The sequence below is a fragment of the Pseudomonas sp. ESBL9 genome, from assembly GCF_036668715.1.
Lineage (GTDB): Bacteria > Pseudomonadota > Gammaproteobacteria > Pseudomonadales > Pseudomonadaceae > Aquipseudomonas > Aquipseudomonas lundensis.
The window spans coordinates 506,873-529,526 of sequence record NZ_JAZEVV010000003.1 but is presented as its reverse complement, the minus strand read 5'-3'; the positions used below and the strand labels follow the sequence as shown (position 1 = coordinate 529,526).

Sequence of the window (22,654 nt, the reverse complement as noted above, 5' to 3'; positions counted from 1 at the left end):
GAAATGAATGTTTTGATCATTGGCAGCGGTGGCCGCGAACACGCACTGGCCTGGAAAGTCGCTCAGGACCCACGCATTGCGAAAGTGTTCGTGGCGCCGGGCAACGCCGGTACAGCCATTGAAGCCAAGTGCGAAAACGTCGATATCGACGTACTGGCCCTTGAGCAACTGGCCGACTTTGCCGAGAAGAACGTTTCCCTGACCATCGTGGGCCCGGAAGTGCCGCTGGTGGCCGGCGTGGTCGATCTGTTCCGCGCCCGTGGCCTGGACTGCTTCGGCCCAACCGCAGGCGCTGCTCAGCTGGAAGGTTCGAAGGCGTTCACCAAGGATTTCCTGGCGCGTCACAAGATCCCGACCGCCGATTACCAGAACTTCACCGAAATCGAACCGGCGTTGGCCTATCTGCAAGCAGTCGGCGCGCCGATCGTGATCAAGGCTGACGGCCTGGCTGCGGGTAAAGGCGTGATCGTCGCAATGACCCTGGCTGAAGCCGAAGACGCCGTGCGCGACATGCTGGCCGGCAATGCCTTTGGCGAAGCGGGTTCGCGCGTTGTGATCGAAGAGTTCCTCGACGGCGAGGAAGCCAGCTTCATCGTGATGGTCGACGGCAAGAACGTATTGCCAATGGCCACCAGCCAGGACCACAAGCGCGTCGGCGATGCGGACACTGGCCCGAACACCGGCGGCATGGGCGCGTACTCCCCTGCTCCGGTCGTGACGGCCGAGGTTCACCAGCGCGTGATGGATCAGGTGATCTGGCCGACCGTTCGTGGCATGGCCGAAGAAGGCAATGTCTACACCGGTTTCCTGTATGCAGGCCTGATGATCGACACAGCCGGCAACCCTAAGGTCATCGAGTTCAACTGCCGTTTTGGCGACCCTGAAACCCAACCGGTGATGCTGCGTTTGCAGTCAAGCCTGGTGTTGCTGATCGAAGCGGCACTGGCTCAGGCACTGGACAAGGTTGAAGCACAATGGGACCCGCGTCCAAGCCTGGGGATTGTCCTGGCAGCCGGCGGCTACCCGGGCGACTACGCTAAAGGCGCGGTGATTCACGGTCTGGACGCTGCGGCGCAGCTCGAGGGCAAAGTGTTCCACGCCGGTACGGCGTTGAATGCCGCGCAGGAAGTGGTCACGGCCGGTGGTCGTGTATTGTGTGCAACGGCCATGGGCGACACGGTCGAAGCCGCTCAGCAGCACGCTTACGCGCTGGCCAAAGCCATCGAGTGGGATGGCTGCTTCTACCGTAACGACATTGGCTATCGCGCAATTGCACGCGAACGTGGCGACCGTCAGGAATAAGCAATCCAGATGGATAGGCAAGGGCACCCCACCCTTGCCTAACTGTTCCAGCGCCGCGCATAGTTATTCATCAGGCTTTACTCTACGAAGGGATTTCGCCGTGCGCTGGCTCAGGATCGCCATTGGTTTTTTTGTCAGTTTATTGACCGCTCTGCTTGTTTTACTGCCGGCACATGCTGCTCAGGGCAGCAGTTGGTCTGTGCTGTCAGACCCTCAAGGCACGTTGCAAATCAGCGATGTGCATTCATCTCGATTCGCAACTCAATTCAGCCCCATTGAACTCGACCAGCTCAAAGCCGCTGAGCCGGGAGAAGCGCTGTGGCTGCGTTTCCGGCTGGTGCCGGACAAACACGAACAAATCCTGCGGGTGTTTGCGCCCGATGTGTCCCGGCTGGACCTGTACGTGCTCGACGATCAAAAACTGATCGAAGAAGTCACCGCTGGCAATACCCTGACACAGGCCGACAAACCCCTGCCAAGCAGTGACTACATGCTGCCGCTGCCCCAAAGCAGTCGCACGCTGGACGTCTATCTGCGGCTGGTCTCCGACCATCAGTTACGGCCCTACATCACCCTCGACACCGCTGTCATGCTGGCGGCCAATCAGGGCAAACCCTTGCTCTACGGCTTGCTGTTGGGTTGCCTGCTGATGCTGGTTCTGCACAACCTCACCCGTTTCGGATTCACCCGTTCGATCAGCAGCTTGTGGCTGGCGATTTGTGAAGCCCTGCTGCTCACCAGCTCTGCGCTGTTCCTGAACCTGCTGGGCCCGTGGTTGCCCGAATGGCATGGCGCGCAAACACCCGGCGCTTATCTGGCGCTGCTGCTGACAGCCCCCTGCGGGCTGATGTTCGCCTACAGCTTTTTCTCATCGCGCGGCCCGCACCCGATCAACAGGCTGCTGCTGGCTGACATCCTCATCATTGCCCTCGGCGGCCTGCTGTTGCTGTTCATCGACAACCTGCCGCTCAACCTGATGACCTACGCCCTGGTCGCCCTGGCGAGCCTGAGCATCTTGCTGGTCTCGGTCTATCACCTGCAAAAAGGCTATCGCCCGGCCCGGCTGTTCGTTGTGGCCATCGTTATTTTCAATCTCGGCACGCTGGTGATTCTGCCCGCCCTGTTGGGCCTGACCCTGATTGCCCCCCAAGAGTTGGTACTGGCCCTGATGCTGATCGTCTGCATCAGCGGTTTCCTGATGAGCCTGGCGTTGAGTGAGCGCAATCGAAGCATCACAGAAGACGAATTCAGCATCAGCCGCGAATTGGCGGCCAGCAACGCCGAGGTCAATGCCAAGGCCGAATTTCTGGCCAAGATCAGCCATGAGATCCGCACCCCGATGAACGGCGTGCTGGGCATGACGGAGCTGCTGCTCGGCACGCCGCTGTCCGTCAAACAACGGGACTACGTGCAAACCATTCACAGCGCCGGCAACGAGTTGCTGACGCTGATTAACGAAATTCTCGACATCTCCAAGCTGGAGTCCGGGCAAATCGAGCTGGATGACGTGCAGTTTGACCTCAACGCCCTGATCGATGACTGCCTGAGTATTTTCCGCACCAAGGCAGAGCAACAGAACGTCGAACTCATCAGCTTCATTCAACCGCAAGTACCGCGGGTAATCAGCGGTGACCCGACCCGCTTGCGCCAGACGCTGCTGAGCCTGCTCGAAAGCGCGCTGAAGAAGACCGATGAGGGCGAAATCCTGATTGTCGTGGCACTTGAAGAGCGCAGCGACCCGCCACGCCTGCGCATCACGGTTCAGGATTCTGGCCAGCCCATGGATGAGCAGGAGCGCGATGCCCTGCTGCACGCGGAACTGCACAGCAAGAACTTCCTGGCCGCCACGCGGTTGGGCGGGCACCTGGGGCTGGTGATTGCTCGCCAATTGATCATGCTGATGGGTGGTGAGTTCGGCATCAAACCCGGCCAGAACAAAGGCAGCAGCCTGTGGATGACCTTGCCGCTGGACCCTCAGCATCTGGAGCACCAGACCTCCGACTTCGACAGCCCGCTCAAGGGCGCCCGCGTGCTGGTGGTTGACGACAACGACACCTGCCGCAAAGTATTGGTGCAGCAATGCACCGCCTGGGGCTTGAACGTCAATGCGGCTGCCTCCGGCAAAGAAGCCTTGGCACTGCTGCGGACCAAGGCCCACTTGCGTGACTATTTCGATATTGTCCTGCTCGACCAGAACATGCCCGGCATGACGGGCATGCAACTGGCGGCCAAGATCAAGGAAGACCCGAGCCTCAATCACGACATTCTGCTGGTCATGCTGACGGGCATCAGCAATGCGCCGAGCAAAATCATTGCGCGAAACTGCGGGATCAAACGCATCTTGGCCAAACCAGTGGCCGGTTACACCTTGAAAACCACACTGGCCGATGAACTCAGCCAGCGCAATAAAGGTCAGGTCATCAGCAGCAAAGCCACAGCCGGCACCCCGACGTTGCCCACCACTGTGCCAGGGGACTTCCGGATTCTGGTGGCGGAAGACAACAACATCTCCACCAAAGTGATTCGCGGCATGCTCGGCAAACTCAATCTGCAACCCGACACTGCCTGCAATGGCGCCGAAGCCCTGAAAGCCATGAAGGCCGAACGCTATGACCTGGTGCTGATGGATTGCGAAATGCCGGTGCTCGATGGTTTCTCGGCCACTGAGCAATTGCGGGCGTGGGAAGTCAGCAACCAACGGGTACGCACACCCGTGGTGGCATTGACGGCTCACATTTTGACCGAACATAAAGATCGCGCCCGTCAGGCGGGCATGGACGGCCACATGGCCAAACCAGTCGAACTCTCGCAACTGCGCGAACTGGTCGAATATTGGGTTGCCCAACGTGAGCTGCGTCAATCTCAGGAACAATCGCCCTCGTTACATTAATGGCGAGTTTGCCGACAGACCTCCAACCGCCTGATAGACTTTCGGCGCCTTCCTTCGACGTGAGCTCATACCATGCTCCATGTGCTGTTCAGTGTGTATTTGAAGATGCTGGTGCTCTACAGCCCGTTCTTCGTGCTGTCGTGCTTTATCAGCCTGACGCGGGGTTACTCGAACAAGGAACGTCGCCGTCTGGCCTGGAAAGTCGCCCTGGCCACCCTGATTTCGAGCGTGTTGCTGTACCTGTTCGGGCGCACGATATTCAATGTCTTCGGCATCACGGTGGATGCGTTCCGTATCGGCGCGGGCAGTGTGTTGTTCATCTCGGCGTTGGGCATGGCTCAAGGCAAGTCGGCGGTGCAGACAGACAGCGTGCAGCAGGATGTGACCATCGTTCCCCTCACCATCCCGTTGACAGTGGGCCCTGGGACCATCGGTGCTTTATTGGTGATGGGGATTACCCAACCGCACTGGGACGACAAACTGATGGCGATCACCAGCATCGCGCTCGCCAGCCTGACGGTCGGCATCGTGTTGTACCTGTCCAACCGAATTGAACGCATTCTCGGTGAACAAGGCTTACAAATCGTCAGCCGCTTGATGGGGTTATTCGTATGCGCGCTCGCCGCACAGATCATCTTTACCGGGGTAAAGGGGTATCTGGGGCCTTGAGCTCATAGCTAAAGCTCTGCATAAGCGCTCGGGAGGCCTATTGCTTCAGGTTTTTGAAAAAATCGTCACCAATTTCACTCATTTTATGCAGAACAATATCTCGATGAGGGTTGTAGTTTTCGGTCTTCAAATAAAACCCGGAACAGGCTGTTTGCACATCCAAAGCATCGTCCGTCTTGATTTTTTTACCATCGAAAAAAATATTATCGAGATTGACGCGCGATTTAACTTTCATCCCGCTTACGAACATATAGCTCCCCAAGGCCTTGCGATGCTCACAGGGGACAAACTGATAATGGGCCATTGAGCCGTTGCGATTACGGCTCTCAAATATGTCTTGTGACACCTTGTCCAACTTCAACATTTCAATCGAATGCTGGAGCGAAGCACGAAGCGACGCTTGATTTACGTGCTTAAGACCGTCTAAAACGGCCTCTTCCAGGCTATAGAAAATACCTGTTTCTGCCCAGCCGGAACGCATATCTTCATCGACCTCCCACCCCACCGCCATCAGGCTTTCAGTGAACAAATCGAACCAGTCCACAAGCAGCTTGTCGCTCTTCAAAGACTTGTCAGCGCTGTATTGAGCAAGCGCGAGACTGTTCATGATGTCCTGTCGCTCCTGAAGCGAAAAACCATCAACAAATGACAAAAGACTACCGCCGACCATCACTATATTGCCCCTCATTACATGCACTCCCTATGTTATGCGCCGACTTCATTAAACCCCGCTTAATAAAAGTGCAGATCAAAATCTTCAACCTCAGCAATTGCTATTCATACCCCACAAATGCATGAAGGGCAGATAGATCCTGAGTCTACCCTTTGAGCAGTTAACCACTTTAATTAATTGCCAAGTCTATAATTTTATCAACAGCAACAGACTTTACGTACCTGTTAACCTTCTCTCTGACGTTCTCGTATCCCAGCGTGTTGAGTTCACTGCATAACACGGTTAACGCGGGGGTACCTACTATCTCCACCCCCTCTAATGCACGCTCAAATATTTGTATGCCCGGATCCCCGCGAAGCGTCAAATAGAGCTGGACACTTAACAACTGATTCAACGGATTCAACACACTAAATAGAAAACAAAAATTTGAGACATTATTTTCATCTGGCTTCAATTCTGCTGCAGGACGCTTCAATGCGGACTCAAAAAAAACTCTCTGTGCACGCTCATCGTCCGCAAAATTTTTTAGTCCCGCGCTCAAGATACCCACTGTAATCCCAGGTTTATTTGGCTGTGCATGCATAAGCGATCCTGAGACCTCTGAAATAACACTAAAGGATGAATATTCATCCGAATTTACATTAACCGCGTGCGAGAGCGTTGTTATCCATTTCATATTAGACCGCGCCCGACTAAAACATTGATCCCACTTATCAACATCAGAAAATCTGTCGACCTGTGCATCTGCGTAAAGCTGCATAAATAATTGCGAGCATGCAATATCACTTTCAAACGGCACTGACAAATCATCTGGCAAAAATATTAAATGACCCGCTACAACTTTGAGCTTGTATTCCACACCTCATCTCCTTTATCAGGCATTGGCCAACAAGAAAGGGATGGCAGTTTTAAGCGCCACCCCTGACGAATCATTACATTTTTATTTTCGCGAAAAAATCATCCGCCGACTTGTCAATATAGCTGAGTACTTGTTCTTCACGGCGCTTATAGATTTCATAGTTAAGATTCATCTGAGTCGCCGCTTTTTTGATGCTCAAGCTGGAAGCCTTCCACTTCCAAAACCAGGCGCCCCCCTCCATGGAGTTGAAGGTACACTCGAGGCCGGCCAGGACCGTCACTGCAATTCCGCCTTCAGAGTCCATGCACGGCATGATTTGACAGCTTCCAACTTTACTGCCCTTACTGTTGTTATCGAACAGCGTAATGATCGCGTTATCTTTTTTGATGGCTTCAAAGACCTTGCCCAACAAAGGAACAATAGCCGCTGCGTTATGTGATGCGACCGAAGCAATTATTTCCAGCACCAGACTGTCCATGGTGACGTTGGTATTTTTTGTATCATGATCAGCATAAATAAAGTTGGTAAACTGCCAACCGCAAATCTTCATCGCGTAGTGGTACGCCTCATACCAGGCTAACGGCTCGTTCTTGCGATTTGCTTTGCTATCTGCATAAGTTTCCGCGAACTGAGCACTGTTCATCACTGCCGTTCTTTTCTCAGAGGACACGCCATCAGCAAAAGCAATAACAACCGGCTTTTCCTTACCAATAACCGCTGTTTCTTCAGTAGTATCGCCCAGTGGATCTACAGGTTCCGACACCGTTAAAAACTGCATACGCTGTTTAACCGGCAACGTGTTAAAAAACGCATCGGCCTCTTGGTCGGTACATGCCCTATTTTCACCAATCATCTTAGAACCACTCCATAAGTTTTATTTTACGAGTCTTCCAGACCCGTTAAATAAAACCTAGCCTTCTTCTTCTCGCCACGCAAAAAGCACTTCCATACTTAATATTACGGAAACATTTACCCCAACTCATTAGCGCTTAAAAATACAGTCCGTGTTAGAACAAGAAGTGCCTGCATCACTCCTGATCAATAACCTGCAGATATTTTTAGCGTGCTTTAATGAAAATGGCCCTTGCGGGCCATTGTGCGTACAACTTAAACGTCGCTGCTTTTATTCAGGCTTTTGCCCGTACCAACGCGGCGTATAGACCCACTCCCGTCCATCCGCCCGCGGGAACGTGCAGGTGGTCGAGGAGCCAATAATCACCATAGTGCGCATATCGACCTGATCCGGCGTTAATGCTCCCAGCGTGGTGACGCGCAGCGTCTGGCCCGGCCGGCCAATATCGCGCCCCAGTACCACTGGCGTTTGCGCCGTGCGGTGGCGGGCGACAATTTCCAGTGCAACCCCCAACTGCCAAGGGCGTGAACGGGAAATAGGGTTATAGAACGCCAAGGCCAGATCCGCTTCGGCTGCCAGATCGAGGCGTTTTTCGATGATGTTCCAGGGCTTCAGGTTGTCAGACAGCGACATCACGCAGAAATCATGCCCCAACGGTGCACCGGCCTGTGCCGCCGTCGCCAGTGAGGCCGACACGCCCGGCAGGATTTCCAGATCAACGCTGTGCCATCGCGGATCGCTGGACGCGTGCAGCGCCTCTAGGACCGCTGCCGCCATGGCAAACACACCGGGATCGCCAGATGACACCACGACCACCGAGCGGCCTTGGGCTGCGAGTTCGAAGGCATGCCGGGCGCGCTGCATTTCTTCGCGATTGTCGGTGCAGTGCATCACCTGATCGTCACGAAACGGCCCGGCCATGCGCACATAGGTCTCATAGCCCAATACATCATTGGCCCGCGCCAGCTCGGCTTTGACCGCGGGTACCATCAATTCGGCAGCGCCAGGGCCCAAACCGATGACAGCCAGTCGCCCGCGGGCTCGTCCCAGGTGTTCGATGACCACCGGCGCGGGTGCGACGCCCAAGGCGACGGCGCCCTCTGGCTCGCGCCACGTCAGCGAGTGCGGCGCCAGGTCTTCGTCGCTACCGATAAACCGCAGCGGCACGCCCAGTTCTGACGCCACGTCACGCAGTTGCGCATCGGCCATCATCGTCTCGGCCGCCACCACGCAGGCCACCGATTGCCAGGCGAGATTCGCCTCCAGTAGCACCTCACGGATCACCTGAGCCGTAACCGCCGTGGTCAGTTTTACCAGTACATTGCGCGGGTAGATCAACAACGCGTCCGCTGTCGGCGCCCGTGCGTCACTACTCACGCGGATAGCCAGACGCGCATCAGGACGTTCAGGCAGCTGTGCGCAAGCCAGCCAAGGCGCATGGCCTTCAATGCGGACCGGCTCGCCAGCCAACAGGTCAGACACAAAGCGCTTGCCCAGCTCCACATCACCCAGCACATAGCCACAGGGCGGATTCAGCAGGCAGGTGCCAAAACGCAGTTCGCCACTGGTGGTGATGGCGGGTGCAATCCCCAGGCCCGCAGCGATTTCCCGCGCCAGATCGTTGACCCCACTTAAACCACCCAGTAAAGGCACCACGGCGCTGGCGTCTTCAGCAACGGCCAGAACCGGCGGCTCGGCCCCCTTCTCCAGCAATAACGGCGCGAGGGTGCGAATCACAATGCCAGCCGCGCAGAGCGCAATGATGGGCGTGTCCTGCGCATACAACTGACGAAGATTGTCACCAAAGTCGGTGTACACCCGATCCGCACCCGCTACCCGTTCAGCCAGGCCATAAATCAGTGAGGCGGGGTACATCTGCTGGATACGCCGGGCGGTGGCCAGGCTGCCAGTGCCGAGGATGACAATGGCGGCAGCGGGACGGCTCATCCTTGCCACCGTTCGCCGGGCACGATGATCAGCGAAAAATACGGCGACGACAGGGGGTCGACGTCATTAAAAGGCACAATTTTCTGATTGCTCATGGTGGCACGCTCCACGTACAGCGCCCGCTCGGCCAGGCCCAGCTCGCTCAGGACTTCGCGCACTTTATGGAAGTTACGCCCCAGTTTCATGATGACGGCGGCATCGGCGTCCGCCAGACGGCGCTTGAGCTCTTCGTGCGGCAACACGCCGGACAACACCGACAAGCTCTGATTGCGATACACCAGCGGCACGCCCAGCACCGACGCACCGCCCAGCATCGAGCAAACACCCGGCACCACTTGGGCTTCAAATTGCTGCGCGAGGCGATCATGCAGGTACATGTAAGACCCGTAAAAGAACGGGTCGCCCTCGCAGATCACCGCCACATCGCGTCCGGCTTGCAGATGCTGCGCCACGTCGACTGCGGCTTGATCGTAAAAATCGCTGATGATTTGTTCGTACGACAACGGCGCTGGCAAGGCTTCGGTGGTCACCGGGTACACCAAAGGCATCAGGGTTTGTGCGCCTTGCAGGTGCGCTTCGATGATGCCGAACGCGTTGCCTTTTTTACCTTTGGCGACGAAGTACGCCACCACGGGCGACTCGCGCAGCAGGCGTAACGCTTTAACCGTGATCAGTTCAGGATCGCCGGGACCAACACCCAAACCGATCAAACGTCCTGGTTGCACCATCACTCAATCTCCGTGGCCAAGGCGTTAACCGCAGCCGCCGCCATGGCGCTGCCGCCACGACGGCCCTGCATGATCACAAACGGCACGCCGCGACTGTCAGCGGCGAGCATGGCCTTGGATTCGGCCGCCCCGACAAACCCCACCGGAAAGCCCAGAATCAGTGCCGGTTTTGGCGCACCGGCATCGATCATTTCCAGCAAATAAAAGAGCGCAGTCGGCGCGTTGCCGATCACCACGACACTGCCTTCCAGATACGGACGCCACAACTCAAGGGCAACAGCCGAACGGGTATTGCCCTTCTCCAGCGCCATCTGGGCAACGCCGTCGTCCTTGAGGGTGCAAATGACCTTGTTGTTGGCAGGCAAGCGCGTGCGGGTCACCCCTTCGAGCACCATGCGTGCATCACACAAAATCGGTGCGCCAGCGGCCAACGCATCTCGCCCGGCTTTGCCCGCGCCCGGCGAGAAGCGCAGGTCTTCGATGGCATCGACCATGCCGCACGCATGGATCACCCGCACGGCCAGTTTTTCAAGATCCGCCGGGATGCTGTCGAGGTTGGCCTCGGCACGAATAATGGCGAACGAGTTGCGATAGATCTCTTGACCGTCGCGGATGTAATCAATCATGGGTGTTGCTCCGTTGGCGGGCTTCAAGCCAGGCGCCCGCCGCTTCAATAGTAAGATTGCGTTCGCGCAGCACACCGAATCCGGTGTGCTGCGGGTCACGTAAATAGAGGTCGTAATGACCGGGCGCTACAGCCAGCAACGTGACCGGCGCGACATAGGCGGCCGCGCATGAACGCAGGCAACCCGTCAGGTGAATGGGCTGCGGCTGCGAGATCAGGCTCGTGAGCCGGCGCGCGTCCTGCTTGGTATCGGCCAGCCCTTTGATGCAGGCGCTGGAACCGGTACACGCGACCATTTGCGTCAGCGGGTGTTGCGCATCACACAACAGGCCCAAGGCGTGCAGCGCTTGAGTGACACACGCAGCCTGTTCGGCGCGCACATGCGGAACCAGCACGCCTTGCCAAGGGGTAAAGCGCAAAGTGCCATTTCCATAGCGTGTGGCGATCTTCGCCAGTGCGCTGAGCTGGGCGGCATCGAGTCGCCCCAACGCCAGGGTCGCGCCTACGTACACCTGACCTGTTTCACGCTGTGGATAAGTCCCGATGGGCGATTGCCTGCTGTGGGTCGCACGCGGCCACGCGGCCGCAGGGCCGATCGCCACGCTGAGGCGCTGCGCCAGTTGCGCGACAAAATCGGTGATCGCCCGCTCTTTGAACAGGTGGCGCATTCGGGTGTGCTCGGGGCGCGCCAATTCCAGAAACAGCGTGAGTACGGTCATCACCAGTTCATGCCCGTGCTCGACCGGCACACTACCGAGTGCCGCATCCTGCGCAGGGCAACCCGCAAGGCCGAAGGCCAGGAGTGGCTGGCCATTGCATTCAAAAGCGCACAACCACAGATCGTGATGATGTTCCCGCATCGCCAGCGCTTCGCCGCCGTCCAGCTGCACCGCGAATTTGGCCGACAACTCGGCAAAACGCGGCGTGCTCTCCAGGCTGCCGAGGATCTGGCGTGCCAGCGGCCATGTATCGATCACCTGTTGCGGATCGATGCCCGCTGTGGGGCTGAGCATCAGGTTGCGCACGTCGTCACTGGCGGCATTCGCTGGCCCAAGGCCCACGGCCAGCAACGGCTCGATCAACGCCTGATGCGCCGTGCCGACGCCACGAATCTGCAGGTTGCTGCGGTTGGTGGCCTCAATCACGCCGCTGGCATAACGGTGCGCCACGTCCGCCACCGCCTCAGTCTGTTGCGCAGTGATCAGGCCACCTGCCAGCTTGACGCGACAAATACCGCCGTCCATCGCCTGGACGATGCGCAGTAAGCCGGGGCAGCCCGAAGGGCGCACGGGCGTCGTGGCAGGTAAATCAGGTGGCAAGGTCAAGGATCAATCCAGAGCAGGCAATGCGCTATCGCGGGTCGCGCATTATGCCTGCTTTGGAGCACAGCATGAAAAGCCTGCCGGACGGAATGCCCACGCCTTTCCTTTGCCTGGTGGCCTGCTCTAAGCAAATACCGGGTACACGCGCCCCAAATGAACGATCAACAGCACCAGCGTATCGGCATTGACCAGCATCAGCTCGACACGTTTGATGGCATCGTTTCTGAAGACCAGACGGGCCTGATCCAACGTGCTCACGCCCGCAATTTGCTTGATGCGCGTTTTGGCCGGGCCTGAAGGGATGTCGTGCCACTGTAGGGTTTGGGCGTTGAATACTTTAAACAAATGCTCCGTGGACGCTTGTGGGGAGTGATTTCTCTGAATTTCTTGCGTGAAGGTTTTCAGGTAGTGCCCGAAGGGCAAATCCGCGTCGAGCAAGTCGAGGTAGGGAAAGCCCGCGTTCAAGTAATGAATGTCCTCGGTATTGAGCACATCATGGGTGACTTCGTGCAGCAGAAACGACGCTCGCAAATGATGACTGGCCTGAAAAGGCGGGGACGCGGCCTTCAAATAAGGGTGGTTCAACGCATAAGAGCGCTCAAACAAGGTATTGAAGAAAACCTCCGTCAAATAGATACGCCTGGCGCTGTCGGCGCGATTGACAAACGCTGAGGCCTGCGAGTTGAAACGAGAGCGGCACACCACGTATTTACGCGAAGTCAAAGGCGACAGTTCAGGGTGCAGGAACCGAGCGAGCAACGCGTCGATGCGTGTTGTGACGTGCTCAAGATGAACGGGGTCCAGCGATTCGAGATCAAAAAAAGTTTTCAGGAACTCTCGGTGTTTTCTATTGGTACCGCCCGGCGCATCCAGGGCCTTAAGGACCTGCGTCGCGCGTTTCAAATAAAGTGTGGCCAATTCATGGGCCCGGCGGATGTTCAACGCCTTGTCCGGGAAGCGCCGCCCGATACTGTCCATGCCGATGGCCTGAATTTCATAGGTCAGGGCATTGGTCGCCAACGTTCCGAATGCGCTTATCCGGGACGCGGCAGGCCCACCGCCCGGCAACGGCTCAGCCAGGTCCACTTCCCACTGTTGTTGCGCGTTGAGTTTGATCAGCGGCCCTTCCCGGGTTTCATCCAGATAAATGCGCCAGCGATTTCGCCACGCCTGCACCCTGAAGACTTGCCCGCCCAACGGTACGTAGTGGAGCCCTTGACGCGGGTCGGTGTAAATCTGCGTCAGGGGATCGCGGGTCAAATCGACCAGTGCGACATCGTTGGCCCTAAATGGCATCAGCGCTTGCGCGGGCTCCTGAAAAAGCACATCGCCAGCAGACATGATTGGCGGGACAGCTGACTCCGTTTCTGCCGGGCGAGTCAGGGAGTGCCAGGCATGCCGTGTGCTGGCCAGCACCACCAGTGAAAGGGCGAAGTCCACTACTGCCTCGGCCCATTTGCCTTGCTTGCCCGCGCTCAGGCCTTCGCGAAACAACCCCAGCGCCTGCCAGACCACAATCGGAATACTCAGTTTTCCGGGCACAAACATAACGGCCGTGTTGACCACCAACGTCATTAAATACGTGAAGGACTCCCAATCGGCCTGCGCCGTGGTCTTTGACTGCAAGCCCGCCATTTCCAATAACAGCCGGTAGTTGTCCTGGTACAAGGTGCAGAACAGATTGCCCAGGATGGGTCGATTGGCCAACGCCACGGGCGCCGGGGTCTGCCATCCGTTGAGCAATTGCGAATCTGAATAGTGCGGCAAGTGCGGTTCGACAAATCCGCCATTGGCGTATGTTTTCCGCTCAAAGGCGGGCAAGCGTTGCAACACTACGTTCTGCAAAGATTCACGGCTGTACAAATCCGCCAGCAACTGCCCTTCGCTGGCGTATTCCTGGAGCGAGAAATGTTCGCTGTACATCACCCACAGTAACTGTGGCCCCACCTCGCCAGTCGGTGGGCCCACGATATAGAGGCCTGTGACCAAGTCCGGGTCGCGGCCCGGGTCGGCGATCAGTTCCAGCGGGCGGATGATGAGCGAAACACCGTTCAGCGGGTCGCGGGCAATGCCATCAGGGCGTTCGATGACGTGTTTCAAATAGGCATACGCCGTGGCGGACAATGAACCACTGAGTTTTTCTCGCAGCCCCTGTTCAAGCACTTGCAGCAACAACTGGTCGCCGAACTGCCGTTGCCGTTGTGCGGCGCCTTCGCTTTCAGGAGCCAGGGTACTTTTGAGCAAGGCTTGATAGTGCCGACCAATATCGAGCTTTCGCGCCAGACGCGTGGCATAGCGTGCGTCGAGCGCCAGCGGCAAGGCGCTGCCATTCACGGGCCGCAAAAACATCGATCCGCCCTCTAGCCGGTTGAAGCCGTTGAGCGCGAACCGGGTTAACGGCTGGATATCACGGGACGTGGCGGCGGCCAGAAACGACGGGGTGCTGCCCACCGCAACCGGCGCGGCCACGTAAGTGTCGAGCACAACTTCAATGGCGTCCGGGTCCAGGGCACGATCTGGAAAATCGAGCGCCAGCTGGGCCTTGAGCTCCGTGCGGGCGTAGTCCTCAATGTCGGGAATGCCCTGCAAGTAATTGCCATTTTCCTGCACGGCCAACGGGTAGCGTTGCAGCAGGTTGGCGTACGCCAATTGCTCGGCGCGGGAGGCGTTTTTTAACCACAGCGGCAGTGCATGTTCTAACTGCTGCGTCTCGGCCATTTCGCGATGACGCTCAAGGTTGAGCCCGGCAAAGCCCTCGTTCAACAGGCTGCGGGCGAGGTTTTCAAAGCTGAGCGCGGTCAAGGGAGTATCCCGGGCCTGACGACACACGTAATCGGCATCCAGCAACACTTTGTTAATGGCCGCTTCCTGACTCTGATACACGAAGTCTTCTTCGAAGCGCTCGAAGTTGACCCACTGATTCTCCCCCTCCACCGCCCAATCGCTGCGACTGTCGAGGTGTTCGCTAATCAGCGATTGCTCATCCCTGCGAACCTGGTCCAACAGGTCGCTACGCAGGCGGGTGTCAAGTAACAGCGCCTCCAGGTGCGCTTTGCACTGATCCACCGACGCAAAACCCTCAAAGCCTGAAACCGGCGTCCAGAGGATCGCCCGACCTGCACTTTCAGACGCCTGTCCGCCCCGCTCAGTGATCAGCAGGCAGTGGGTGAGGCCGACACCACTGAACGGCGCGCCGAGATTCAGAAACACGCTGAATACGTCCGGCACAAACTGATTGAGCGCCGGACGCTGAGCACTCACCGGGTAGGTCAAGACTGTCGAAATGATGTGTTTGTCCTGGGTTTCAAGGTGATTACCCCTCACCATCAATCGCAGATCAGCGCGCAACATCACGTGCCTGAGTGTGGCCAGATGCCTGACCAAGGCATCCGGCGCCAGTGGGGTGGAGGCCGTATAGAAGAAGGTCGAGAGTTGCTGCTTGAAGGCTTGATCGAACGCTTTTGCCAGCGTGTCCAGCAGTGTCAGCAATTTGGTGCCGCTCACGTGCTTGAGGGGCTTGATCTGCTCATCGGTCGACGACCGGACCCCGCCCTCTATGAACGCCGGATTCTGCGGCAAGGGGTAACGACCGGTGACACGCTCAAGCAAGGCATCAATGAGTGTCAGCGTGCGCAGCGGCACACGGCCAACTGAAGACTCATCCGCGTCAAACACCTGCACCCACACCTCAGAGACATCGATGAAGCGTTGCCCCTCTTGATTCAACACCGCCACCCATAAGTGGCGGGCGCACATCCGTGGTGTCGGCCACTGCCTGAGTAACGCATCCCTCTGGGCCAGGGTCTTGGGCAGTTTGAGACTCAGCACGTCGGACAAACCGTTCTCGTTGACGGCCAGCGGCAAGCCATTGCTGTCGGGCAAAAACCGACTGTCCCAGCGCCCCCGGCTATTGAGCGCCAACAGACCGGGATCGATCAGCGCGCGCACATCAAGTGCGTGGTCCACCGCCGCCAACGCCAGTCGACGGTCCTGATACTGGCCCGTCAGGTAAACGAAGTCGCGGATCTGCCTGGCCCGTACGGCATGAATGCAATCTTCAAAGACCGCACCGGCAATGTTTTCGACACGCAGCGTGGGCGAGACCATGCCAGCCAGCAAGGGATGCTGATCCTGAGGCGCATGGCGAGCAATGGTGTCGAACGTGGCAGGGCTGCGCAGCTTGCTCAGCACATAGCTGGAAAGCCGTGCACGGGGCGATATGCTCACCAGCCCGGTCGAGGCACTGAACACGTACACGCCATTGTTTTGCCCCGGAAAATAAAGGCATAACAACCCCGCCAGCTCGACCTCAGCGCCATTGCCCTGCGACACCAACAGGCGGGCCGCGCCGATGCGTGCGGGGCCATGCTGTGGGGCAAGCAATTGTTGCAGGGCCTGAAACGTCTGCGGGGAGATTTCGCCCGCCTGATGCGCCTGCACCAGGTGCTGAAAATACACATCACCCAGCCGAGCGACGCAGTAAGCATGCGGGCTCGGTTGGGTGCCCGCAGGCAGGTCCCAATAAACAGACATCGCTTCGCTCAGGCGGGTCATGAGTTGCTCGGTTGCCGCCGTGAGCACGCGGGTAAATCGCCGATCCAGGTCGGCGTCATTTTCTGCCGAACTTCGGGTAAAAGGGCCGATCCAGAAGTGAGCGCGGTCCGTTGGTAACTGGCCGTTGACAAAGAACTCCAGCGCGACGCTGCTCAGGCTGGGGCCGGGTTCGTCAGGTGTCTGACCCTGCGGCGTAGTGGCCCGGTGAATGTTTTGAGCCGTCACGGGCTGCCCGGCAAAGTGCAGCTCCAGCTGGATCTGTAACTGTTGATCCACCAAGGCCCTCAGAGTGGGTGTGGCCAGCAGTCGCTCCAGCGTATCGGCCTGACTGGCGGTCAGAAAATCATTCAGCGTCTGGCTGAGGTACGTCAGGACCGGCGCGGGCACGTCACGGGTTCGCAGGGTCAGCTCGCCCGTCAGGCTCAGGAACGGTCGCACGTCCACCGGGCAAAAACGCAGCACCGGTTCACGCTGCAAGGGATCATCCAGCAGCCGTTCCAACGCAGCGCTCAGCGCCTCGATGTCATTGAATTTCTCCAATGCCCCCAGCGGGGTCAGCAGAAATACCGGGGACTGCGTGGCGGCTGTGTGCGTGAGCAGCAATGCACCCGCCCACTGCGCCGTACGGGACTGATGCCGACTCAAAAACACGCTGCTGACGTGAGCGGAGATCGCATCGCCGGTTTCATCGGGCACGGCAGTCAGCGCCTGGCTCAGCCAGTCATGTTCAAACGTGCCGATAACCCCGGCAGTTTGCGCAGCGTCAAGACCGCGCAGGTAAAGGGCATGCAAGGCCTGCTCGGTCAACGCCGCGTGTGCAATAAGGTTCATGGAAACTCCTGACGGTTGCCGGGACCGCCTGTCGGGCCCCAGAGGTGTTCCCAAACGCTACCGTGGCCCTTCCCGCCCCTGGCGCTACATAGTTAAGGCGTACTCCTGACACGCGTGCGCAACCGACAGGCACAAGGCGCGCTATCATGCGCACCGCCTTGCTCAGGCGGGTAAACGATGACTTCGGCGTTTAACAAGAGGATTGGCATGTCGCCCTGGCTAACAGTTGTGGGAATTGGTGAAGACGGCTTCAGCGGTCTGGGCAAAACGGCCCGGCGCGCGCTGTTGAGCGCTGCGCGGGTGTTCGGCGGGCAGCGCCAGCTGGACTTGCTGCCGGCCTGCATCGGCGCTGAACGCCTGACGTGGCCCAGCCCCTTTTCGCTGGCGCCGATAGTGGCACTGCGCGGCGAACCGGTCTGCGTGCTGGCCAGCGGCGATCCGATGCTGTTCGGCGTGGGCGCCAGTCTGGCGCGCGTGGTCCCCGGCGACGAAATGCATGTGCTGCCCTCAGCGTCGTCTTTCTCGCTGGCGGCGGCGCGTTTGGGGTGGGCGCTGCAGGACGTTGTGACGCTCTCGGTGGTGGCGCGGCCCGTGGCTGCGCTCAATGCCCACCTGCACAGTGGGGTGCGCCTGATGGTGCTGAGCAATGACGCCAGTAGCCCGACTGCCGTCGTCGAGCTGTTGCGCGAGCGCGGCTTTGGCCCGAGCCGGGTGCATGTGCTGGAACACCTTGGTGGCCCGACCGAGCGGCGCATCGAGGCGAGCGCCGACGCCTGGAACGCCTGCGACATGGCCGACTTGAACCTGATTGCCATCGAATGCATCGCCTCTCACGACGCGCACCCGCTGTCGCGTATCGGCGGGCTGCCCGACAGCGCGTTCAAGCATGACGGCCAGTTGACCAAACGTGACGTGCGCGCCATGACCCTGGCGCGTCTCGCGCCCCTGCCCGGCCAACTGTTGTGGGACGTAGGCGCGGGCAGTGGCTCGATTGGCATTGAGTGGATGCGCAGCTACCCGAGCTGCCGCGCGCTGGCGATCGAAGCTGACGAGGGCCGTCAGCAGTTAATCGAACACAATCGTGACGCGCTGGGCGTACCCGGCCTGCGTTTGATCCGCGGCAAGGCCCCGCATGCGCTGGCCGGGCTCGAACGCCCCGACGCGATTTTCATTGGTGGCGGCGTGACCCGCGAAGGCGTTCTCGACACGTGCTGGCAGCAACTCAAGCCCGGTGGCCGCTTGGTGGCCAATGCCGTCACCCTGCAAAGCGAACTGCACCTGATGAACTGGCGCGCGCTGCATGGCGGAGAACTGACCCGTCTGCACGTCGCTCACGCCCGGCCGCTGGGGGAGTTCGACACCTGGCGCCAAGCACTGCCGATCACCCTGTTAGATGTGACCAAACCCCACGATGCGTGACGAAACCGCTGAACAACCCGCGCCGCTGCGCAGCGGCCTGACCACGGGCAGTTGCGCGACGGCCACCAGCCTGGCTGCCGCACGCCTGTTGCTAAGTGGCGTGAGCCATGACGCCGTTGAAATCACCTTGCCCAAGGGCAAAGTGGTGACAATGCGCCTGGAGTTTTGTCGCCTGCTGGCCGGGGGCGCCGAAGCGGGCACCCTGAAAGACGCGGGCGACGACCCGGACGTGACCCATGGCGCGCTGCTGTACTCGCAAGTGCGTCTGATCCCCGCCGCGGGCGTCATCTTCGTGGCTGGCCAGGGCGTAGGCACCGTCACCCGGCCCGGTCTGGTACTGGCCGTGGGAGAACCGGCGATCAACCCGGTGCCGCGCAAAATGATCACCGATCACCTGCTGCAACTGGCACGTGATTGCGATTACGCCGGGGGGTTTGAAGTAACCGTCAACGTCCGCGACGGCGAAGCGCTGGCACTGAAAACCATGAATCCTCGACTGGGAATTCTGGGCGGCCTGTCGATTCTGGGCACCAGCGGCATCGTGCGCCCGTTCTCGTGCGCCGCGTACATTGCTTCGATCCATCAGGGCATCGACGTGGCCAAGACCAACGGCTACCTGCACATCGCCGCCTGCACCGGCAATGCCAGCGAAGACACCATGCGCCGGGTGTACAACCTGCCGGAGATCGCGCTGATCGAAATGGGCGACTTCGTGGGCGCGGTGCTCAAGCATCTGCGCAAAGTCCCTGTGGATAAATTGAGCCTGTGCGGCGGCTTCGGCAAGATCAGCAAACTGGCTGCCGGGCACATGGATTTACACAGTCGCCACTCCAGTATCGACCTGCCACAACTGGCTGACTGGGCCGCTGCCATTGGGGCTGACGCCGAGCTGCAAACCGCCATTCGCCAGGCCAATACCAGCCAGCAAGCACTGGCAATGGCCAGTGCCGCCGGTATCGCATTGGGCGACGCGGTGTGTCAGCACGCGCTGAACTTCGCCCGCAGCGTGGTGCCAACCCAGGTACAGGTTGAAGTCTTCGCCATCGACCGCCAGGGCGCGATTGTGGGCCATGCGGGAGCCTTTGAATGAAACGGATTTTACTGCTGGGCGGCGTCACCGAAGCGCTGGCCATTGCCCGCACCTTGGGGCCACAGCACGTGTACAGCCTCGCCGGGGTGGGCCGTGTGCCGACCGACCTGACCTGTGAAGTACGGGTCGGTGGCTACGGCGGTGCCGAGGGTTTGGCCCGCTATGTGCGCGAGCAGCACATCGATGTGCTGCTGGATGCGACACACCCGTATGCCGCGCAAATCAGCAGCAATGCAGCCTGGGCCGCCCGCGCCTGCGGTATTGAATGCTGGGCGTTGCGGCGTCCGGTCTGGCAGCCGCAACCCGGCGACGATTGGCGTGAGGTGGCGGACTGGGACGAACTGGTCACGGCGCTCACGCCTTTCAAACGCCCGCTGTTCACGCTGGGCAAAGAACCGCTGGCGCATTTGCACGAAATTCCCGCCGATCAATTCTGGATCTTGCGCGCGCTGGACCCGTATCCCGGCAACGAACGCTGCAAGGTCATCGGCGCCCGCGGCCCGTTCAGGATCGACGACGAACGGCGCCTGTTTGAGCAGCAACACATCGATGTACTGATCAGTAAAAACAGCGGCAGCAGCGCCACCGAGCCCAAACTGGAGGTTGCCCGCGAACGCGGCGTGCCCGTGTTGATCCTCAAACGCCCCGAATTGGCGGAGGTAGATCGGGTGTTTTGGGGGGTTGGGGAGGTGCTTCAGGTATTGAAGCAAGAAAAATATTTGTGAATGTGTATTCAATAGCGATGTTGTATCCTGCGAGATACGATTCGTTCCATGATCACCCTCGAACAAACCCATGAATTCGCAACATGGCTAAGCTCATTAAAAGACAAAATCGGGCAAGCACGTATTCTGGCCCGCATTAGAGCCGCAGGATTAGGGCATTTTGCGGACTGCGAACCTGTGGGGGATCGTGTTTACGAAATGCGCATTCAGTGCGGGCCCGGCTATCGCGTTTACTACGCACGCAAGGGAGAAGTCATTTACCTGTTGCTCATGGGCGGCGATAAAACAACACAGGTGCGGGACATAAAACGCGCAAAACATATAGCAAAAACATTGAGTTGTGAGGACTGAACAATGACCGAACAATTTACCCGTTTCGATACTGCTGACTATTTGAAAACCCCTTCAGAAATGGCTGCATACCTCGATGCCTGTTTCGAGGAAGATCCGGGTGATGGCAGCCTGATTCGTGCCGCGCTTAACGATATAGCGCGCGCCCAAGGCATGAGCCAGATCTCTCGGGACACCGGGTTAGGCCGCGAGAGCCTCTACAAAGCCCTCGGCAGCAGCGGCAATCCAGAGTTCGCAACGATCATTAAAGTCATGAAAGCGCTCGGACTTAAACTCCACGCAAGCGCGGCCTGAGGTTAGCCTGCAATACCGGGCGACACTTCGCCGCACCCGGCCTTTTTACTTACGCCGATCATTCAGGCTAAATAGCGCCCTTGATCGCTCCACTCACGGAATTCGTCATGTCCCGACAACGCTTTGCATTTGCCTGGATCGCCTGCTTCGCAGTGCTGTTCAACATGCTCGCCATGTCGACGGCAGGGGCGATGAGCGGCGCCCGTCAGGCGTCCACCGAGCAGTTCATGTGGAGCAGCTTTTGCACCTCGACCGGCACCAAAATGGTGGCCGTGTCGCTGGGCAAGGTTGACGCTGGCGACAGCCAGAACGACGATCACTCCACCATGCAACATTGCTGGTGCTGCTCGGGCTCGGCGCCACTGGTGGCCTTGCCGTCCCATGTCCCGACGCTGTATTTCGCGGCCATCGAGCACGGCCATAGCCAAGTGCCGGATCACCTGAAACGCCCGACCCCGCGCCAGCAATGGCCAAGCCTCAACCCCCGCGCCTCTCCTCTGGTGTGATTCATCCTCGCAACCCCTTTGCGCTTTGAATCGTTCCGGAGAATTACCATGTTGAATCTGTCACTGGTCAAGCACGCCCTGATGGCGGCGGCTTTGATGTTGCCTGCCTGTTTCGCCAACGCTCATCAATACACCGTTGGTGCGCTGGAGATCGCTCACCCCTGGTCCCAGGAGCTGCCGCCCAATGCGCCAACCGTCGCGGCGTATTTCATCATCAAGAACACCGGCGACACCGCCGACCGCTTGTTGAGCGCAGACACCTCGATTGCCGAAAAAGCCGAGATCCACGAGCACGTCATGCAGGGCGACCTGATGAAAATGCAGCGTGTGCCCACGGTGGATGTCCCGGCAGGTGGCACTGTCACGTTTGCCCCCATGGCGTACCACGTGATGCTGTTCAACCTCAAAGACCGCAGCCTGCTGCAAGACGGCAAGCGCTTCCCCCTGACCCTGCACTTTGAAAAGGCAGGCGCTGTGCAAGTCGACGTAAACGTGCAGAAACAGGCACCGGGCGCCAGTAAGGAAACCTCGCACGCCCACTAACCGCCAAGGTCTTTGAGCCCCGTGAGCGCCCGACGCGCCAGGCCATCCATGTCGCAGATCCGCGGCAGTTGGTTGAGCCTGTTTGCCATGTTGATGATTTTCATCGGCCCGCTGATTTCCCAAGCGATGCCGATGGATCATCACGCCTCCATGCCCATGCCGATGGACATGCGGGTGTCGGCGCACAGCGAACACGCCGAGCCTCAACAACCGTCCGCTGATCACCACGCCATGTGGGAAAAATGCGGGTACTGCACGCTGCTGTTCAGTTGCCCCGCGCTCCCCGGCACGGTTGACCTGGCCCTGTTCAATACCCCTGAGCCCGAAAGTTATCTGGCGTCCAACCCCCGGCTGGGCCACGCCCGGCAACCGGTCTTCCCCGGCGCCCGATCTCGCGCGCCGCCCGCCTTCCTTTAAACACCGACACAACAACTTCACCCTGGCCCGTCTTATGCCTTGCCCCAGGCAGGCGC

19 protein-coding genes are annotated in these 22,654 nt (G+C 58.9%); 11 read left to right on the top strand and 8 right to left on the bottom strand.

What is annotated here, in order from left to right:
• Window positions 1-3 precede the first annotated feature (3 nt).
• The 3 genes from purD (at window position 4) to V6F78_RS11960 (ending at window position 4,861) form a co-directional block, all read left to right on the top strand.
• Entirely contained in the window at window positions 4-1,302 is a 1,299-nt protein-coding gene (purD, locus tag V6F78_RS11970) for a phosphoribosylamine--glycine ligase (RefSeq protein ID WP_070414938.1), read from the top strand.
• A gap of 100 nt (window positions 1,303-1,402) precedes the next feature.
• A complete protein-coding gene (locus tag V6F78_RS11965) occupies window positions 1,403-4,192 on the top strand; it encodes a hybrid sensor histidine kinase/response regulator (RefSeq protein WP_047291889.1) in 2,790 nt (929 codons plus the stop codon).
• Window positions 4,193-4,264: 72 nt separating this feature from the next.
• Window positions 4,265-4,861 carry a MarC family protein gene (locus tag V6F78_RS11960; protein WP_047291888.1) on the top strand — a complete coding sequence of 199 codons (597 nt, stop codon included), beginning with the start codon at window positions 4,265-4,267 and terminating at the stop codon, window positions 4,859-4,861.
• A gap of 37 nt (window positions 4,862-4,898) precedes the next feature.
• Here V6F78_RS11960 and V6F78_RS11955 read toward each other — a convergent pair whose 3' ends face one another.
• The 8 genes from V6F78_RS11955 to V6F78_RS11920 all read right to left on the bottom strand — a co-directional run bounded on the left by V6F78_RS11955 (window position 4,899) and on the right by V6F78_RS11920 (window position 17,253).
• On the bottom strand, window positions 4,899-5,549 hold the full coding sequence (locus V6F78_RS11955; RefSeq protein WP_139048375.1) for a hypothetical protein: 651 nt from the start codon (window positions 5,547-5,549) through the stop codon (window positions 4,899-4,901).
• A 154-nt stretch (window positions 5,550-5,703) separates the two neighbouring features.
• Window positions 5,704-6,393 carry a hypothetical protein gene (locus tag V6F78_RS11950; protein ID WP_094990115.1) on the bottom strand — a complete coding sequence of 230 codons (690 nt, stop codon included), beginning with the start codon at window positions 6,391-6,393 and terminating at the stop codon, window positions 5,704-5,706.
• A gap of 73 nt (window positions 6,394-6,466) precedes the next feature.
• Complete coding sequence (locus V6F78_RS11945) at window positions 6,467-7,246, bottom strand: hypothetical protein (RefSeq protein ID WP_094990114.1); 780 nt, start codon at window positions 7,244-7,246, stop codon at window positions 6,467-6,469.
• Window positions 7,247-7,516: 270 nt separating this feature from the next.
• Window positions 7,517-9,193, bottom strand: coding sequence for a precorrin-3B C(17)-methyltransferase (cobJ, locus tag V6F78_RS11940; RefSeq protein ID WP_047291881.1), 1,677 nt, complete (start codon window positions 9,191-9,193; stop codon window positions 7,517-7,519).
• Entirely contained in the window at window positions 9,190-9,921 is a 732-nt protein-coding gene (locus tag V6F78_RS11935) for a precorrin-2 C(20)-methyltransferase (protein WP_047273199.1), read from the bottom strand. The genes cobJ and V6F78_RS11935 overlap by 4 nt, the downstream gene beginning before the upstream one ends.
• Complete coding sequence (locus tag V6F78_RS11930; protein ID WP_332727312.1) at window positions 9,921-10,547, bottom strand: precorrin-8X methylmutase; 627 nt, start codon at window positions 10,545-10,547, stop codon at window positions 9,921-9,923. The genes V6F78_RS11935 and V6F78_RS11930 overlap by 1 nt, the downstream gene beginning before the upstream one ends.
• Window positions 10,540-11,871: a precorrin-3B synthase gene (cobG, locus tag V6F78_RS11925; RefSeq protein WP_332727311.1), complete on the bottom strand. Its 1,332-nt coding sequence runs from the start codon at window positions 11,869-11,871 to the stop codon at window positions 10,540-10,542. The genes V6F78_RS11930 and cobG overlap by 8 nt, the downstream gene beginning before the upstream one ends.
• A gap of 120 nt (window positions 11,872-11,991) precedes the next feature.
• Window positions 11,992-17,253: a dermonecrotic toxin domain-containing protein gene (locus V6F78_RS11920; protein WP_332727309.1), complete on the bottom strand. Its 5,262-nt coding sequence runs from the start codon at window positions 17,251-17,253 to the stop codon at window positions 11,992-11,994.
• Window positions 17,254-17,460: 207 nt separating this feature from the next.
• Between V6F78_RS11920 and V6F78_RS11915 the strand changes: the two genes are divergently transcribed.
• From V6F78_RS11915 to V6F78_RS11880, 8 genes are all read left to right on the top strand, one after another.
• Window positions 17,461-18,672 (top strand): bifunctional cobalt-precorrin-7 (C(5))-methyltransferase/cobalt-precorrin-6B (C(15))-methyltransferase, encoded by a 1,212-nt coding sequence (locus V6F78_RS11915; RefSeq protein ID WP_047291876.1) that lies wholly within the window; start codon window positions 17,461-17,463, stop codon window positions 18,670-18,672.
• Entirely contained in the window at window positions 18,665-19,762 is a 1,098-nt protein-coding gene (locus V6F78_RS11910) for a cobalt-precorrin-5B (C(1))-methyltransferase (protein ID WP_095007754.1), read from the top strand. Before V6F78_RS11915 ends, V6F78_RS11910 begins: the two co-directional genes overlap by 8 nt.
• Window positions 19,759-20,487, top strand: coding sequence for a cobalt-precorrin-6A reductase (locus V6F78_RS11905; protein WP_332727307.1), 729 nt, complete (start codon window positions 19,759-19,761; stop codon window positions 20,485-20,487). The genes V6F78_RS11910 and V6F78_RS11905 overlap by 4 nt, the downstream gene beginning before the upstream one ends.
• A 48-nt stretch (window positions 20,488-20,535) precedes the next feature.
• A complete protein-coding gene (locus tag V6F78_RS11900; protein WP_094990110.1) occupies window positions 20,536-20,838 on the top strand; it encodes a type II toxin-antitoxin system RelE/ParE family toxin in 303 nt (100 codons plus the stop codon).
• A gap of 3 nt (window positions 20,839-20,841) precedes the next feature.
• Window positions 20,842-21,132: an addiction module antidote protein gene (locus V6F78_RS11895; protein ID WP_047275159.1), complete on the top strand. Its 291-nt coding sequence runs from the start codon at window positions 20,842-20,844 to the stop codon at window positions 21,130-21,132.
• Window positions 21,133-21,239: 107 nt separating this feature from the next.
• Complete coding sequence (locus V6F78_RS11890) at window positions 21,240-21,638, top strand: DUF2946 domain-containing protein (RefSeq protein WP_047279973.1); 399 nt, start codon at window positions 21,240-21,242, stop codon at window positions 21,636-21,638.
• A 48-nt stretch (window positions 21,639-21,686) separates the two neighbouring features.
• Window positions 21,687-22,181, top strand: a complete 495-nt coding sequence (locus V6F78_RS11885; protein ID WP_193076423.1) for a copper chaperone PCu(A)C — start codon at window positions 21,687-21,689, stop codon at window positions 22,179-22,181.
• Window positions 22,182-22,229: 48 nt separating this feature from the next.
• Window positions 22,230-22,598: a DUF2946 domain-containing protein gene (locus V6F78_RS11880; RefSeq protein WP_332727305.1), complete on the top strand. Its 369-nt coding sequence runs from the start codon at window positions 22,230-22,232 to the stop codon at window positions 22,596-22,598.
• Window positions 22,599-22,654 lie beyond the last annotated feature (56 nt).